Genomic DNA, 16157 nt, shown 5'->3' on the forward strand with positions numbered 1-16157 from the left:
GGTCGTGGGAGCCGTCGGGGTGGGCACCGCCGTGGTGGGCTCCGGGGTCGGGCTCGGCTCGTCGGTGGGCGCATCCGTCGGGGTGGGCTGCTCGGAGGGCGTCCCCGTCGACGTCTCGGACGGTGAGGGCTCGTCCTTCGGCGGAGGCTGGTCGTCCTGGTCCGAGGTGCCCTCGTCGGAGTCTCCGACGATGCGGCCGATCGTGGGGCCGTCGCCCTCGCTACCACCGGTCAACGACGAGACGCTCTTGCCCGCGATGAGCTCGAACGCGGTGATGGCCAGGAGGGCCGCCACGAACAGCCCTGCGGCGGCCAGCGTGATCCGCTTCCACGGCAGCTTCACGAAGCGATCCGGCCAGCCGAGGCCGGTCGGCTCGTCCGCGATGGCGCCGAGCTCCTCCTTCACCTCGTCGAGCCGCTCGTCAGCATGGGCGAGGTCGCCCTCCACAGCCTCGTCGTCGCCCGGACGCCGGGCGGCACGGCGTACGTCGGCCTGGGCCACCCCGACCTTGCGCATCGCCACGCTCTGCACCTGGGCCAGACGTTGCTGGCTGCGGGCCAGGGCCTGCGTGTAGAGCGCGCCGCCGACCGTCACGATGACGCTGCCGAGCGCTGCGCCGATGATGGTGCCCGCCGCGCCGAGGGTCGAGAGCAGGAACGCCGACGAGACTGCCGCGAAGGCTCCGGCAGCCGTCTTGAGCCAGTCGATCTCGAGCTTGGGGGAGGGATCAGGAGGCATCACGTCGAGTATGCCGACCGGCCAAGGGGACACGACCCAGGGCCTGATCCGCAGGGTGTCCCGGCCGTGGCTGCAGGTCTGGCGATGAACGCAGGTGCCTCGCCCGGTCTACAGACCATTCCGTCCGAGGAGGCAGGCCATGAGCACCGTCATCGCGTCGATCACCACGTCCGTCGACGGCTACATCACGGGGCCCGACGACCATGCCGGGCAGGGACTGGGCCGCGGCGGTGAGCGGCTGCACTACTGGGTCATGGGTGGACCGTGGACCTACGAGGGCGAGCACGCGTTCGCCATGAGCGGTCCGGACAAGGAGTTCTTCGACGAGCTGGTCGCCGGGCTCGGCGCGGGCGTCTGCGGTCGCGGGATGTACGACGCCGCAGGTGCGTGGGGTGGCACGAACCCGTTCGGCGGGCCGCTCGTGGTGCTGACGCACCGGCTCGAGGACCAGCCACCGGCGGAGAGCGGGTTCCGGTTCGTCTCCGGCTTCGACGAGGCGCTCGACCAGGCGATCGACGCGGCCGGTGACGCCGACGTCGGTCTCGCCGGCGGTGCGGACCTGATCCGCCAGGGGCTCGCGTCGGGCCGGGTGGACGAGCTGGTCATCTCGACCGCCCCCGTGATCCTGGGTGCGGGCAAGCGGCTGTTCGACGGGTTCGAGCAGGACATCGACCTCGAGGTGCTCAAGGTCGTCAGCTCGCCGTACGCCACTCACGTGCGCTATCGCGTGGTGCGCTGACCGACCAGGCGGCGGGCAGGGCGGCCGCCAGGTCGCGGTGGAGCTCGCGGATGCGCGCGTCCAGCGGACCCTCGCCTAGCGCCAACATGAGCCCCACGAGCCTGGGATGCCGGGCACCTAGCCGCTCCTCACGGCGGCGCCGGCGCCGCTCGAACTCCTGTCGCGCCGAGGCACCGGGCGTTCCGCCGTCGATAGCTGGGTCGTACTGCGCAGAGGGGTCGAGATGCCCGACGCACCGGACCGTCCTGGTGGCGCGCTCGTAGATGGCCTCGGTCCGGGTCGGCAGATCGGCGCCGCACATCCGGCAGCGCCCGGCGTACCGCAGCCGCATCCGCTTGTCGTCCGACCCTGACTCCTGCGCCACGAGGCGACGCAGGTTCCAGCCGCGCGCGCGTTCGCGTTTTCGCACGAACCTCGTTCCACAGGCCCGCGCGGGACGGACCGCTGATCCGCGTTGAGTGTCGGTGGTCGCGCCTAGCGTTCTTGGTATGGACGACGACCTCACCAACCTCGACAAGGCGGGCCTGTTGGCTGCCGCGTCGGAGGCGGTGCGGGCTCGTCGGCGGGCCGAGGTGCGTGACCTCGAGGTGATGCTGGAGTGGGCTCGCGCGCACTCGGGTGAGCCGGAGCATCCGCGGGACCGGTTGCTGCAGCTGGCCGGCGAGGGCACGCCGCAGGTGCAGGAGTTCTGCCTCGGTGAGATCGCGCTGTCCCGTGGCACCGGGGTCACCGCGACCACCAACGCGCTGGCCGACACCCTCAACCTGGTCTACCGGATGCCGAGGACCTGGAAGGTGCTCGAGTCGGGCGAGGCCGAGGTGCACATCGCCCGCCGGGTCGCCAAGATGTCCGCCCACCTGCCGCTCGCGGTGATGCCGGTGGTCGACAAGGCGGTCGCGCGGATCATCGCCCACGAGTCCGGTGGCCGGGTGCTGGAGGTCGCGGAGGCCAAGATCATCGAGGCCGACCCAGCACTGCACGACCAACGGGTGGAGGCGGAACGCCGCCGGCGCTACGTGTCGTCCTCGCGCACCGACGAGTTCGGGCTGCGCACCGTGATCGCCCGCTGTGAGGCCGGTGACGTGGTGTGGATCGAGGCGACCCTGGCCCGGGTCGTAGAGATCATCGCCCCCCGGCACCCGGACGCCGGCGCCGACGAGCTCCGCTCGATCGCCTTCGGCTGGCTGGCCCGCCCGGCCGAGCTCCTCACCCTGCTGCTGGAGCACCGCGACGAGCAGGAGACGCTCGACCTCGACCTGGGCGCAGAGACATCGGCCGCAGAGGCAGCTGAGACCAACCGGGCGATGGCGATGCCCGCCGACCTCCTCGACGCGCTGCGCGAGCTCGACCTGACGCCGCTGGCTCCGAAGGCGGTGCTCTACGTCCACCTCCACCAGGCCGCGGTCGACGGGATCGCGACCGGCGTCGCCCGCGCCGAGGGCCTCGGGCCGCGGAGCTTCTCCTCCCTGGCCGAGCTGCTCGCCCGCACCGACCTGGTCGTCAAGCCCGTGGTAGACCTCAACGACCGGGTCCGGACCATCGCCTACGAGCACCCGGAGTCCCTCAAGGAACGGGTGCACCTGACCACCGGCGGCGACTACTGGCCCTACGCCACCTCCACCAGCCGCCGCGTCGACTACGACCACCCGACCCCGTACGACGACACCGGTCCTCCGGGGCAGACGGGCACTCACAACTCCGGTCCGCTGGGCCGTCGACATCACCGCTGGAAGACCCACGGCGGCTACCGCTCCCGACAAGCCGGGCCAGGCAGATACGTCTGGCTGACCCCGCTCGGCCTCGGGTTCCTCGTCGACCACCGCGGCACCCGCCGGATCACCGCCGGTCAGGCCCGGCTCGTCCTCGACGCCCCGCCGGGGGTCGACATCTTCCCCGGCGAGGTCGACGTACGACTCAGTCCCTGATCGCGCCGGCCGTCCCGGTGACGCGTACCCGGTCGCTGTCCACGGGCAGGTCGACCACCAGCCGGCTCGGCCGCCCCATGTCCTCCCCCTGGAGGATCGTGACCCTGGCGCCGGGCTCGGCCGCGCCGATCTCGCGCAGGTAGCCACCGAACGCCGCCGCCGCGGCACCCGTCGCCGGGTCCTCCACGACACCGCCGGGCGGGAACGGGTCACGGGCGTGGAACGTGCGCTCGTCCTCCGCCCACACCAGCTGCAGGGTCGTCCAGTCCTGGTCGGCCATCAGCGTCTGGAGGGCGTCGAAGTCGTAGTCCAGCGCGGCCAGGGTGGCCCGGTCCCGGACGGCGAGGACGAGGTGCTGCACGCCGGCGAACGCCACGTGCGCCGGATAGCTCGGGTCGAGGTCGTCCTCGGTCCAGCGCAGCGTGCGCAGCGCCGCGGCCACGGCTTCCGGGGAGGCCGCCCGGGTCCGGGTCGGCACGCTGGTCAGGGTCGCGGCCACGCCGTCGTCGGTCACCGTGGTGCTGACCTCGATCAGCCCGGCGAGCGTCGCGAACCTGAACAGGCCGGCGCCGTCGCGCTCGGCGAGCGCGACCGCGGTCGCGATGGTGGCGTGCCCGCAGAACGCGACCTCGGCCAGCGGGCTGAAGTAGCGCACCCGGTAGCTTCCGGCGTCCCCGTCCGCCTCGACGAACGCCGTCTCGGAGTAGCCGACCTCCGCCGCGATCGCCAGCCGGGCGGCGTCGTCGAGGTGCGCCGCGTCGAGCACGATGCCTGCCGGGTTGCCTCCGCGGCCGTGGTCGGTGAACGCCGCGTAGCGCAGTGCCCGCGCCGCCTCACTGCTCACGAGGACATCCTGACCCAGACGGGGTTGGCCTCCCGTCGGGGGCGGGTGGGCGCGCCGAACTCGGTCGAGGGACGGACCGCGCGCTTGAAGGGTGCCAGGGCCCGCCGGCGGTGTCGCTGGTTTCTCTCGGTGATCGTCATGGGGAGAGCGTGCTGGGTGCCCCTGTCATCCGGCTGGCACCGCACTGCCGTCGCTGACAGCGCAGTGACAGGCCCGGCCCGGCCGGGACGCCCGTCCCTGCCCGCCGGGACCGCGGATGCCCGACAATGTCGCCCATGGACCAGCGCCCGGGTGGTGGGCACCCCGTGGCGGCGGTCGCCGTGTGGGTCGTGGCCTGGGCGCTCTCGCTCACGGCCCTGGGCATCCAGCTCGTGGCTGGTGTCCTGCCCGCCGGTGACGAGGTCGGCTTCTTCGCCGACCCGATCTACTTCGCCCTCGACATCGCGATGGGGTTGGTCTTCGCGCCGGCCGCGGCTCTGCTGCTCGCCCGGTCCCGGCACGTGGTCGGCTGGATCGCGGCGCTGGTGTCGCTCGGGTTCGCCGCCTCCGCGATGGCGCTCGCCCTGGCGCTGCTGGGTGTCGAGCGGCAGTGGCCCGAGCCGGCAGTGGGGTTCCTGGCCCAGATGTTCACCGTCTTCTGGGTCCCCGGGGCGTTCCTGGCCGCGTCGGTGATGCCGTGGTTCCTGCGCGAGGGTCCACCGGGGACGTGGGCACGCCGAGCGGCGTACGTCGGAACCGGGCTGGCCGTGGTGACGACCGTCCAACGGGCGGGGTTCCAGCAACCGGACGCGCCCGCGAACCCGCTCGCGCTCAGCGGTACGACGACCGGCGACGTGCTCTGGGTGCTGCACTGGATCGCGGTCACGGGCCTGGTGCTGCTCGCGGTCGCCGCGGTGCGCGACCTCGCGGTCAGAGCACGACAGGAGACCGCCCAGGTCCGGCGAGCCCTGCGCACGCTGGCGACGGCGCTCGCCGTCCTCGTGGCGGCGTTCGTACCTCTGGCGTTCTGGCCGCAGGACGCGGCCGGCTACGAGCTGATGACGATCCTGGTCATCCCGGTGCTCTTCGCCGCCCAGGTCATGATGCCCCTGGCGATCGTGCTCCTGGTCCTCCGCAGCCGGCTGTGGGGCGTGGACCTCGCCGTCTCGCGGGCGACCGTGTGGGCCCTGCTCACCAGTGCCGTCGTCGCGATCTACGTCCTCCTCGTCTGGGCGGTCGGCCGGCTGCTGCCCGTCGACGACGAGGTGGCCGGGCTCCTGGCTGCGGCGAGCCTGGCACTGGCGGTGCAGCCGCTGCGCACCTGGCTCCAGCGCCAGGTCGACCGGATCGTCTACGGCGACGACAGCGACCCGGTCTCGCTGCTGGCCCGGCTGGGGGAGCAGCTGCGCGGGAGCGGCCAGGGTGACGGCACGCTCCCCGCGCTCGTCGACAGCCTGCGGCACGGGCTCAGGCTCGGCGGTGTCGAGGTGCTCGCCCACGAGCCTCCGCACATCGAGGCCCGGTCGGGCCTCGCCCAGGACGAGGGCCGCCAGGACACCCATGTCGAGCTGCCGCTGGTCGTCGACCGCCGCGAGATCGGGACGCTGGTGCTGCGGGCGACGCCGGGCCAGCGGTTGGACCTGCGCACCATCCGGGTCGTCCGCCACCTGAGCGACGTGATCGCCGTCTCGCTCGACCTGGCCCAGGCCAACCAGCGGCTCCGGGCCGCCTCGCAGCGGCTCGGCGAGGTGCGGCACGAGGAGCGGAGACTGCTGCGCCGCGAGCTGCACGACGGGCTCGGTCCGTCGCTGGCCGGCGTCGGGCTCGGGCTGGCCGCAGCCCGCAGCAAGCTGGCGCACGACGTGCCCGGCACGCTGCACCTGCTCACCGAGCTCGAGGCCGAGCTGTCGCGCCGCACCGACGACGTCCGGCTGCTGGCCCGCTCGCTCCTGCCGGCCCAGCTCGACGACGGCGACCTGGCGGCGGCGCTCGAGGTGCTGACCGAGCGGTTCGAGGGCTCGGGCCTGCGCATCGACGCCCACGTGGCCGCCCCCGAGGACCTGGACATCCGGCACCAGATCGCGATCTACCACGTGGCCGCCGAGGCGGTGCTCAACGCCTACCGGCACGCCGGCGCGGCCCGGGTCGAGCTCACCGTGGCGGCCGTCGACGACGGGGTCTCGCTCGACGTCGTCGACGACGGCCTGGGCGTCGACCCCGACGCGCGGCCGGGGGTCGGCCTCCAGTCGATGCGCGAGCGCGCCGACGAGCTCGGCGGCACGCTGACGATCCGGCCGGGGCCGACGGGACGAGGGACCCAGGTCAAGATGGTGCTGCCATGAACGCAGACGCAGAGATCACCGTCGTGGTCGTCGACGACCATCCCGTGTTCCGGATCGGGATGAGTGCCCTGCTCGACGAGATGGACGGCGTCCGGGTGGTCGGCCAGGCCGCCAGCCAGGACGAGGCCGTGGAAGTGGTCCTCGAGAGCGGCCCGCGGGTCGTGGTCATGGACCTCGACCTGGCCGGCGGCTCGGGCGCCGAGGCGACCCGGGAGATCCTGCGGCAGGCCCCGCAGACCGGCGTGCTGGTCGTGACCATGTTCGGCGACGACGAGGCGCTCTTCGGGGCGGTGAAGGCCGGCGCCCGGGGCTACCTGGTCAAGGGCGCCGGGCCCGACGAGGTCGAGCGGGCGGTACGTGCGGTGGCGGACGGCGGTCTCGTGCTCGGGCCGCAGGTCGCCCAGCGGGCCGTCGACTACCTGACCGGGGCCAAGAGCGCCCGGGGCGGCGCGTTCTCCGAGCTGACCGACCGCGAGCGCGACGTCCTCGAGCTGCTCGCCCGCGGCCACGACAACGCGACCATCGCGCGGATGCTGGTGCTGACCCCCAAGACCGTGCGCAACTACGTCTCGGCGATCTTCACCAAGCTGGAGGTCAACGACCGGGCGACGCTGATCGTCCGCGCCCGCCAGGCCGGGGTGGGCCTGACCCGTCCCGAGGGCGGCGACCCGGCGTACTGAGGACGCCCGTCCCTGCCGGTCGGGTCGCCCGGCGACGGAGGGTCGTCGCTGTCGCGGCAGCAGGTCGCGGCCGACCCCTCGACGGGGCCGACCCGAGCAGCAACGAAGGACGTCGTCATGGCAGCACCAACGACCGACCCCACCCGGATCGAGCTCTCCGCAGAGCGCTCCCACTCCCGCGCCTGGCCGCTCTGGGCCGCGGCCGCGGGGGCCCTCGGCTTCGTCAGCACCGTGGTCACCGACGACCGGGCCGGCGACACCTCCGACCCCGACTACATGGTCACGGTCGCCGACATGGAGCCGCTGGGTCACGAGATGTACCGGATCGGCGGCCTCACCGGCTTCGTCACCGTCGGCATGCTGCTCCTCTTCGCCGCTCTGTGGCACCGCCGGGTCGCGCAGCGGTTCACCTGGTCGCTCGGCGCCCCGATCGTCACGTACGGCTTCATCAGCGCCGCGGCGGCGCTCACCCTGGCCTACGGCTGGAAGGCCTCGCTCGGCAACTACCTGCACGGGGCGATGGAGGAGGGCACCTACGACGACAGCGGCCTCTACGTCTACTACGTGATGAACGACTTCAGCCCCTACATCGGCTGGTTCCCCATCACCGTCGCCTTGTTCGGCCTGGTCTGGATGGCCTTCCGCGAGCGCCTCGTGTCCCGCGCCCTCGGCGGGGTGACCGGCTTCTTCGCGCTGGTCATCTTCGGCTCGGTCGTGGTCACCGGCGTCCCCGGCCTGCCGTTCGCCGGCTCGATGGTGCTCGTCATCGTCGGCATCTGGCTGGCCGTCGGCCGCAGCCCGATCACGCAGGAGGTGACGGCATGAAGGCCCTCGCCTTCCTCTTCGCCGTCGCGCTCGGAGTCACCGCGAACCCCGGTCCGGCCCACGCCGAGGACCCGGACGAGGACCTGACGCCACCGGTCATCACCATCACCACGCCGTCCGGCGACGTCGGTGGCTGGTACACCGACACGATCGACGTCTTCGCCAAGGCGACCGACCCCGGCCGGATCGCCACGGGGGTCGTGTGGCTCAACTACCAGCTCTCCGGCGCCACCACCGGCTCGGGCAGCCTGCACCGCACCTCGGGAGGCACGCTGACGATCAGCAACCCCGGCCTCACGACGATCGAGCTCGAGGCGATCGACGGCAACGGCAACGAGACGCGGGAGCAGATCCAGGTCGGCGTCGACCGGGTCCGTCCCACCGTCGAGTTCTTCGGCCGGATCAACCTCCCCGACCCGATGTTCGCCCAGGGGGAGGAGGAGCGCATGACGTTCCGCTGCGCCGACGCCGACTCCGGGGTCGTCTCGTGCACCGGCTCGCAGGCATCCGGGGCGTTGCTCGACACCAGCACCATCGGGACGCACACGGTGACCGTCACCACGCGGGACCGGGTCGGCCACGAGACCAAGGTGACCCGGACCTACCGGGTGGTCAGCAACGAGTTCGCCGTCACCCGGGGGGTCGACGTGCTCGGCTCCACGACCGTGGGCAGGGAGGTGCAGGCGCAGACCCCGGTCTTCGACCCGGTGCCGACCGCCGTCGCCTACCAGTGGACCCGCAACGGGGTGGCGATCCCGAACGCCACCGGGACGACGTACACGTTGACGCCGAGCGACGCCCGCACCACGCTCCGTCTCCAGGCGACGGCGACCCGGTCGGGCTGGAAGGACCGGACGGTGGTCTCCCCGGCCTACGAGGTGCAGCCGGCGCCCATCAGCATCTCCTCGCAGCCCGTGCTGTCGGGTGACGCACGGGTCGGGGGAAGTCTCCAGGTCGCGCACGGCACGGTCACGCCCACCGCGGCCGCGATCAGCTACCAGTGGCTGCGCGACGGGGTGCTGGTTCCCGCGGCCACCGGCCGCACCTACCTCCCGGCCGCCGAGGACATCGGCAAGCGGATCTCGGTGCGGGTCGCCGCCACGGCACCCGGACACGCCGAGGCCGTCTGGGTGACCGCGCCGAGTGACGTCGTGCGCGGCAAGTCGCTCAAGGTCACCGGCGTGCCGACGGTCTCCGGGACGATGCAGGCGGGCAGCGTCCTCACCGCCGTCCCGCCCACGGTGACGGTGCCTCCCGTCGAGCGGAGGGACGAGCTGCCGTCGGCGACGTTCGCCTACCAGTGGCTGGCCGACGGTACGCCGATCGCGGGAGCCACCCAGCCGACGTACCGACTGACCGCCGCCGAGGTCGGCCGCCGGGTGACCGTGCGGACCACCGCGACCCGACCACCGCAGGAGGGGTTCGAGCCCGTGGTCCTCGTCAGCATCCCCGGACCCGCCGTCGGGCAGGCGACTCCCGTGGTCACCGCCCAGGCCAAGGCGAAGAAGGACGGCAAGGTCAAGCTGACCGTCTCGGTCGCGGTGCCCGGGCTGGACCCGAGTGCTCCGGTGACGGTGAAGCGCGGCAGCAAGGTCGTCGCCCGCGGCACCGTCACCAGCACCGGTCGGCTGGTGCTCACGCTCAAGCGCCAGCCCACGGGCAAGGTGACCTGGACGGTGCTCTACGCGGGCTCCCCAGGCGTCGAGGCGCGCACGATCCGGGTCTCCGCCAAGGTGCGCTGACCCTTCCTCGGACCGGCCGGGCGAATTCCCTCCGCCCGGCCGGTCCTCTGCGTCGTACCCGTCACGCGGCCACGATCGCGGTGCCGGACACCTGCTGGTTGACCGGCAGGAACACCGACCGGAGCCGGTAGTGCTCGAGCCGCACCTCGGAGAAGCCCGCCGCGTGGACGGCGTCCGCCGTGTGCCGGTGCAGGTGGCATCCCTCGAAGGCCCACCGCCAGGGCCGGCCGAGCAGCCGCTGGAGCCGGGCCAGGAACGTCCCACGGCCGGCCGCGACGTGCTCGACGAGGAGCAGTCGACCGCCCGGGCGCAGGATCCGGCGTACCTCGGCCAGGGCGGCCGCCGGGTCGGGCACCGTGCAGAGCACCAGTGTGCAGACGACGGCGTCGACGCTCGCAGACGGGAGCCCTGTGGCCTCGGCACCGACGGCGCGGACGTCCAGGGTGATGCCGGCCGCCGCCGCGGCCCTGGCGAGTGGCGGGTGCATGTGCGGGTTGGGCTCGATCGCGACGAGGTGGGTGCCGGGCCGGAAGTACCTGAGGTTGGCGCCGGTGCCAGGTCCCAGCTCCACGACCCGCTGCGGCAGGTCGGCGAAGAGCGCCTGCTTCCGGTCGCCGAGGCGACGGTGCACGTAGCCGTCGACGAGTCGGAAGAAGGCCGCGTTGAGACGGCCGCGCACGGGGTTGGCGATCGTGGCCAGGTCGGGTCGAAGGTCGTGAGTGGTCATGCCCGCCAGCGTCCTGGCCGCCCCTGTCATCGGGCTCCCAGCAGACGCCGCTCGGTTGACAGCGGGGTGGGAGCGACCGGTGCCAGATTGCTCGGCGCACGACCACACCGAACCTTCGAGGAGCGCCCCATGACCATCACCGACATCCACCCCGCCGCCGCGACCGCCGACGAGATCTCCGAGCGGGTCTTCGCCCTGACCCTGGCCGGCGCGGAGGCGATGAGCATCTACCTCGGCGACCGCCTGGGCTGGTACGACGCGCTCGCCGCCGGCGGCGCGGTCACCCCGGCCGAGCTCGCCGGGCGGACCGGGACCGACGAGAGGTACGCCCGCGAGTGGCTGGAGCAGCAGGCCGTGTGCGGCTTGCTGCTGGCCCACGACGAGCCGGACGGGCGCCGCTTCGAGCTGGCCCCCGGGGCCGCCGAGGCGCTGACGGACGAGACGAGCCTCGCCTACCTCGGTGCGCTGCCGCGCCTCATCGTGGCCGCCGCCGGCGTGATGCCGCAGCTGCTCGACGCCTACCGCACCGGCGGCGGGGTCAGCTGGCACGACCTGGGCGAGGACGCGCGCGAGGCCCAGGCCGCGGTGAACCGCCCATGGTTCGAGCACCAGCTCGCCCCCGCCCTCGCGGGGGTGGCCGGCGTCCACGACGTGCTCAGCCGCCCGGGAGCCCGCATCCTCGACGTCGGCTGCGGCGCCGGCTGGTCCTCCATCGCCCTGGCGCGTGCCTACCCCTCGGCCGTCGTGGTCGGGGTCGACATCGACGAGCCGTCCATCGAGATGGCCCGCCGGGCCACCGCCGAGGCCGGTCTGGCCGACCGGGTCACCTTCCTGGCGGCCGACGCGGCCTCCCTCGAGGAGAACGCGTACGACGCCGCGTTCGCCTTCGAGTGCGTGCACGACATGGCGCGCCCGGTCGAGGTCCTCGCCGAGGTGCGCCGGGCCGTGCGCTCCGACGGGGTCGTCGTCGTCATGGACGAGGCCGTGGGTGAGGAGTTCTCCGCTCCCGGCAACGAGCTGGAGCGCTTCATGTACGCCTGCAGCATCTTCATCTGCCTGCCCGACGGGCGGTCGTCGGGCCCGTCGGCCGGAACCGGGACCGTGATGCGGCCCGGCATCCTCCGCGGGTACGCCGCCGAGGCCGGCTTCGACGACGTCGAGGTCCTGCCGATCGAGGACTTCAGCTTCTTCCGGTTCTACCGCCTGGTCTGAGGGTCGTCGGTCGGCACGACCGCCGCCAGGGCGTCGCGCACGAACGCGACCACGTCGTCGTCGGGCAGCCGGGCCCCACGCCCGCGCAGCCCGGCGGCGACGTCGTCCCCGAGGGTGCGCACGAGACCCTGCTCGGCCTGCGTCAGCCGCTCCGCGTCGGCGCCGTACACCGGCGCGGCGCGGTCGCGGCTGCGCAGCGCCCCGACGAGGACGGCGGCGTCGTGGTGCCGGTCGAGGCGCAGCAGCACGTCGACCACGCTGCGCAGGGTCGTCCACTGGTGGGTCCAGTCGCCGAGCGAGGCCCAGTGGTCGACGACCTCCACGAACAGGGGCACGGCCGCGCGCGGGTCGCCGTGCCTCCCGCGCAGTGACGCGATCGAGACGAGCGCGACACCGGCGACGTAGCGGTCGCCCTGCTCGCGGGCCAGGCCGAGCGCCGCCTCGAGCAGCTCGAGCGAGGCGTCGGGATCGGTGTCGAGCAGGCACTCGCCGCGGATGTAGAGCGTCCAGGCACGCAGCGGACCCGAGCCCAGCCGGACCGCCCAGTCCTCGAGTGCCTCGGCCTGCCGCGAGGCCTCCTCCGCGTCCCCGCGGTAGGCGGCCACGAGCGGGGGCATGAGCTCGGGCAGCCATCCCGCTGCCCCGAGCTCGTCGGGGGGACCCAAGGAGCGGACCTCGGTCTGCAGCCGCTCGACGTCGTCGAGCCGGCCCTCGAACAGGGCGACCTCGCAGAGCACCATCCGCAGGTTGGCCCCGGTCCTCGGGTCGGCGGGCAGCGAGAGCCCGTGCTCGGCCAGCCGGACCGCCTCGTCGAGGTGGCCGGTGAAGCGGGCACCCGAGGCGGCCACGGCGTAGGCGCCGGCCAGCGCCGGGGTGGAGTCGTCGGCCGCGGCGATCGTCCGCCGGGCCCACTCGGGGACCTCGACGGGGATCCGGTGCTCGACGTAGAGGGCCAGCGAGCCGACCATCCTGGCCGCCAGCTCCAGGTCGTGGGCGAGTGCCCAGGCGTGCGCCGCGCGGAGCTCGTCGAGGTACGCCGTGACGAAGGTCGAGGCGGCGACGTGGTCCGGGCCGTAGAGCCGGTCCGCCGCGTCGGCGGTGCGCTGCGCGACCAGGCGGGCGTGCGCCCCCGGCACCGCGCCGGCCCACGGCCGCGCCCCCAGCCGGTGCCGCCCGTAGTCGCGCAGCGACTCGAGCAGCACGTAGCGGGTGCGCCCGCGCAGCTGGGTGACCTGCAGCATCGACCGGTCCGCCAGGCCGAGGACGACGTGCGCGACCGAGCCCTCGTCGGCGGCCGGGACCGCTTCGGGCAACCCGAGGACGAGGGTGACGGCGTCCGCGAGGTCGAAGCCGCCCGCGAACACCGACAGCAGCTCGAACACCCGGCGGTGCTCGTCGTCGAGCAGGTCGTAGGACCAGTCGAGGAGCGCTCCCAGCGTCCGGTGCCGCTCGTCACCCGAGCCGCCGCCGCCGTGCAGCAGGCGGAACCGCCACGAGAGCCGCTGGGCCAGGTCGTCCGGGCTCATGGCGGCCATCCGGGCCGCCGCCAGCTCGAGCGCGAGGGGGAGCCCGTCGAGGCGGCGACAGATCTCGGCGACCGCGGCGGCGTTGTGGTCGGTGAGCTCGAAGCCGTCGACGCGGCTGCGCGCCCGGTCCAGGAAGAGCGCCACCGCAGGCACCTCGGACAACCCGTCCGCAGCCCCGGTCGAGCCGCCGGCCGCGGGCACGGGCAGCGGGGACACCGGCAGGACCCGCTCGCCGGGCACGTCCAGCGCCGAGCGGCTGGTGGCCAGCAGCGTGACCCGGGGACAGTGGCGGTTCACCTCGCGGGCGAGCTCCGCGACGGCTGCCAGCACGTGCTCACAGTTGTCGAGCACCAGCAGCAGCCGCCGCGACTCGAGGTGGTCGATCAGGCGGGCCAGGACGTCCGGCCCGGACCCGGCCTGGAGGTCGAGCGCGCTGGTGACGGCGAGGGCCAGGTCGTCCTGCGGGGTCAACGTCGCGAGCTCGCACAACCAGGCGCCGTCCGGCACCGCGGGCTGCAGCGCCGCCGCGACCGCGAGCGCGAGGCTGGTCTTGCCCACCCCGCCAGGGCCGGTCAGCGTCACGACGGCTCCCGGCGACAACGCCGCCTCGAGGGCCGCCGCCTCGCGGTCACGCGCGACGAGGGCCCGGCCGGTGGCCGGCAGGTTGCCGGTCGCGGGCCGGCCCACGCTCTCCGCACCCGGCGAGCCGAGGTCGGCGTCCTGCCGCAGGACCTGCGCGTGCAGCCGCTGGAGCTCCGGTGAGGGGTCGAGGCCGAGCTCGTCCGCGAGGGTCTCCCGGTAGGCGGTGAAGACCTCGAGCGCCTCGGCCTGTCGCCCGGCCAGGTAGAGCGCACGCATCAGCAGTCCCTGCGCCTGCTCGCGCAGCGGCTCGGTCGCGAGCAGGTGCTGCAGCAGTGGCACCGCCTCCCGGGCCCGGTCCAGGAGGAGCAGCGTCTCGGCCCGCTGCTCGGTGGCCACGTTGCGCAGCTCGTCGAGCCGGGCCGCCTCCGGACGCACCAGGTCGTCGTGGGCGAGCTCGCCGTAGGCCGGGCCGCGCCACAGCCCCAGGGCCGCCGCGAACGCGGCCTCCGCCCGGGCGGGCTGCTGGGGGAGCGACTCCCGCGCCTGCTGCACCAGCTGGTCGAACCGGTCGGCGTCGACCACCCCGTCGACCGCGCTCAGCAGGTAGCCGGGTGGGCGGGTCAGCACCTCGGGTGCGGACTCCCCGAGCTCGCGCAACGACGTACGCAGCCGTGAGACCAGGTTGTGCAGCGCGGCCTCGGGAGCAGCCGGCTGGTCGTCACCCCAGACGACGTCCGCCAACGCGTCGACCGACACCACCTCGCCCGACCTCGCGACCAGGGCGGCGAGCAGCCGCCGCACCCGCAGGCCGGGGGTCGACGCGCCGACCTCGACGGACCCCAGGACGCGCAGCTGCGGCGCGGGCGCTGCGGGGGTCGACATGACAGCACGCTAGAGGAGATGCGGGCCCGGGAGCGCTGGTATTTCACGCCGGTGTTCGCGCCCGTATATCGGGGGCGCCGACGGTGACCGCGCTGGCATCCTGTCCCGGTGCTCACGCAGGTCAGACGCATCCCCCTGCCTGCGGTGCTCCGGCAGGAGCCGCAGTTCCGTCTGCTCTTCGGCAGCCAGGTGCTCTCGATCCTCGGCGACCGGGTCACCGCGGTGGCGCTGCCGTTCGCGGTGCTGGCCAGCGGGGGCGGCGTGGCCGACGTCGCGCTGGTCTCGGCCGCCCAGTTCCTCCCGTTCGTCGTGCTCGCGCTCCCCGCGGGCGTGTGGGCCGACCGGTGGGACCGCAAGACGATCCTGATCGCCTCCGACCTGGTCCGGCTCGTCTGCCAGCTCGTCGCGGCGACCCTGCTGCTCGGCGGCGGCGCGTCGATACCGGCGCTGGTCGCCATCGCCGCGGTCTACGGCGCCGCCGACGCGTTCTTCGCCCCGGCGTTCAGCGGGCTGCTGCCGTCGACGGTCAGCCCGGTCAACCTCCAGCCCGCCAACGCGCTGCGGGGGCTGTCGTTCTCGTTCGGCAGCGTCGCCGGCCCGATCGTGGCCGGCGTGCTGATCGCGGTCATGGGCGGACCGGGCTGGGCACTGCTCTTCGACGCGCTCACCTTCGCGGTCTCGATCGCCCTGCTGCTGCCGCTGCGACCGAGGCTCGTCCAGCAGGCGCTGCACGAGGAGGACCCGACCGCCACCACCGACCACTTCCTGACCAGCCTGGTCCAGGGCTGGCGCGAGGTGCGCAGCCGACCCTGGGTGACCGGGTTCCTCGGCTCCCTGAGCGTCTACCACCTCGCCGTGCTGCCCGCGATCTTCGTGATCGGTCCGGTGCTGATGGAGCGCGAGCTCGACGGGGCGCGCAGCTGGGCGGTCATCGTGACCTGCTTCGGCGTCGGTGCGGTCCTCGGCGACATCCTGTTCCTGCGGTGGCGGCCGCGGTACGCGATGCGGGTCGCCAGCCTCCTCCTGGTGGGTGCGTCCTGCCAGGCGGCCTTCATCGGCAGCGGCCTCGGCACCTGGGCGATCGGCGGACTCGAGGTGCTCGCCGGCATCTGCGTCACCGGCGCCTTCACGCTGTGGGAGACGTCGCTGGGGGAGCACATCCCCGACCAGGCGCTGTCCCGGGTGTCGAGCTACGACTACCTCGCCTCCAACGGGTCGATCCCGCTCGGCAACCTGCTCGCCGGAGCCGCCAGCGCGGCGTACGGACTGCACTCGACGCTGGTGGGCATGACGGTCATCGGCGTGGGTGTCTCGCTGGCGGTCGCGGCCCTCCCGGCGGTGCGGAACCTGCCCCGCGCGACGGCGGAGCCGACCGCGGCGGTCCCGCAGACCTAGGACGTCCGGCCCGGGCCGG

Annotated in this window: 12 protein-coding genes and 1 pseudogene; 8 read left to right on the top strand and 5 right to left on the bottom strand. The window is 73.7% G+C overall.

Translation table 11 applies throughout. From position 1 onward, the window contains the following. A pseudogene (locus JHD21_RS01885) lies at positions 1 to 738 on the bottom strand (hypothetical protein); the annotation flags it as partial. 139 nt (positions 739 to 877) lie between these two features. On the opposite strand from JHD21_RS01885, the gene JHD21_RS01890 reads away from it, so the two are divergent. Both JHD21_RS01890 and JHD21_RS01895 read left to right on the top strand, forming a co-directional pair. Next, a complete protein-coding gene (locus tag JHD21_RS01890) occupies positions 878 to 1477 on the top strand; it encodes a dihydrofolate reductase family protein (RefSeq protein ID WP_292671204.1) in 600 nt (199 codons plus the stop codon). A 488-nt stretch (positions 1478 to 1965) separates the two neighbouring features. Beyond that, positions 1966 to 3402, top strand: coding sequence for a hypothetical protein (locus JHD21_RS01895; protein ID WP_292671205.1), 1437 nt, complete (start codon positions 1966 to 1968; stop codon positions 3400 to 3402). Here JHD21_RS01895 and JHD21_RS01900 read toward each other — a convergent pair. Together JHD21_RS01900 and JHD21_RS01905 are read right to left on the bottom strand one after the other, a co-directional pair. Further along, positions 3392 to 4246 (bottom strand): PhzF family phenazine biosynthesis isomerase, encoded by an 855-nt coding sequence (locus tag JHD21_RS01900; protein ID WP_292671206.1) that lies wholly within the window; start codon positions 4244 to 4246, stop codon positions 3392 to 3394. The genes JHD21_RS01895 and JHD21_RS01900 overlap by 11 nt on opposite strands. Then, positions 4243 to 4386: a hypothetical protein gene (locus tag JHD21_RS01905; protein ID WP_292671207.1), complete on the bottom strand. Its 144-nt coding sequence runs from the start codon at positions 4384 to 4386 to the stop codon at positions 4243 to 4245. Before JHD21_RS01905 ends, JHD21_RS01900 begins: the two co-directional genes overlap by 4 nt. A 135-nt stretch (positions 4387 to 4521) precedes the next feature. On the opposite strand from JHD21_RS01905, the gene JHD21_RS01910 reads away from it, so the two are divergent. The 4 genes from JHD21_RS01910 to JHD21_RS01925 all read left to right on the top strand — a co-directional run bounded on the left by JHD21_RS01910 (position 4522) and on the right by JHD21_RS01925 (position 9814). Next, positions 4522 to 6567 (top strand): ATP-binding protein, encoded by a 2046-nt coding sequence (locus JHD21_RS01910; protein ID WP_292671208.1) that lies wholly within the window; start codon positions 4522 to 4524, stop codon positions 6565 to 6567. After that, positions 6564 to 7247: a response regulator transcription factor gene (locus JHD21_RS01915; RefSeq protein ID WP_292671210.1), complete on the top strand. Its 684-nt coding sequence runs from the start codon at positions 6564 to 6566 to the stop codon at positions 7245 to 7247. Before JHD21_RS01910 ends, JHD21_RS01915 begins: the two co-directional genes overlap by 4 nt. Before the next feature lie 117 nt (positions 7248 to 7364). Further along, positions 7365 to 8072 carry a hypothetical protein gene (locus JHD21_RS01920; RefSeq protein ID WP_292671211.1) on the top strand — a complete coding sequence of 236 codons (708 nt, stop codon included), beginning with the start codon at positions 7365 to 7367 and terminating at the stop codon, positions 8070 to 8072. Beyond that, positions 8069 to 9814: a hypothetical protein gene (locus JHD21_RS01925; RefSeq protein WP_292671212.1), complete on the top strand. Its 1746-nt coding sequence runs from the start codon at positions 8069 to 8071 to the stop codon at positions 9812 to 9814. Before JHD21_RS01920 ends, JHD21_RS01925 begins: the two co-directional genes overlap by 4 nt. A gap of 61 nt (positions 9815 to 9875) precedes the next feature. Here the strand turns inward: JHD21_RS01925 and JHD21_RS01930 are convergent, their stop codons facing one another. Continuing rightward, positions 9876 to 10541, bottom strand: a complete 666-nt coding sequence (locus JHD21_RS01930; protein ID WP_292671213.1) for a class I SAM-dependent methyltransferase — start codon at positions 10539 to 10541, stop codon at positions 9876 to 9878. A gap of 129 nt (positions 10542 to 10670) precedes the next feature. Between JHD21_RS01930 and JHD21_RS01935 the strand changes: the two genes are divergently transcribed. After that, positions 10671 to 11753: a class I SAM-dependent methyltransferase gene (locus tag JHD21_RS01935; protein ID WP_292671214.1), complete on the top strand. Its 1083-nt coding sequence runs from the start codon at positions 10671 to 10673 to the stop codon at positions 11751 to 11753. Here JHD21_RS01935 and JHD21_RS01940 read toward each other — a convergent pair. Next, positions 11738 to 14743 (bottom strand): BTAD domain-containing putative transcriptional regulator, encoded by a 3006-nt coding sequence (locus JHD21_RS01940; protein ID WP_292671215.1) that lies wholly within the window; start codon positions 14741 to 14743, stop codon positions 11738 to 11740. The two genes, JHD21_RS01935 and JHD21_RS01940, sit on opposite strands and share 16 nt — an antisense overlap. 108 nt (positions 14744 to 14851) lie before the next feature. On the opposite strand from JHD21_RS01940, the gene JHD21_RS01945 reads away from it, so the two are divergent. After that, entirely contained in the window at positions 14852 to 16138 is a 1287-nt protein-coding gene (locus JHD21_RS01945) for an MFS transporter (protein ID WP_292671216.1), read from the top strand. The last annotated feature ends 19 nt before the right edge of the window (positions 16139 to 16157 follow it).

The organism is Nocardioides sp. (assembly GCF_016462705.1).
In the GTDB taxonomy this organism is placed as follows: domain Bacteria; phylum Actinomycetota; class Actinomycetes; order Propionibacteriales; family Nocardioidaceae; genus Nocardioides.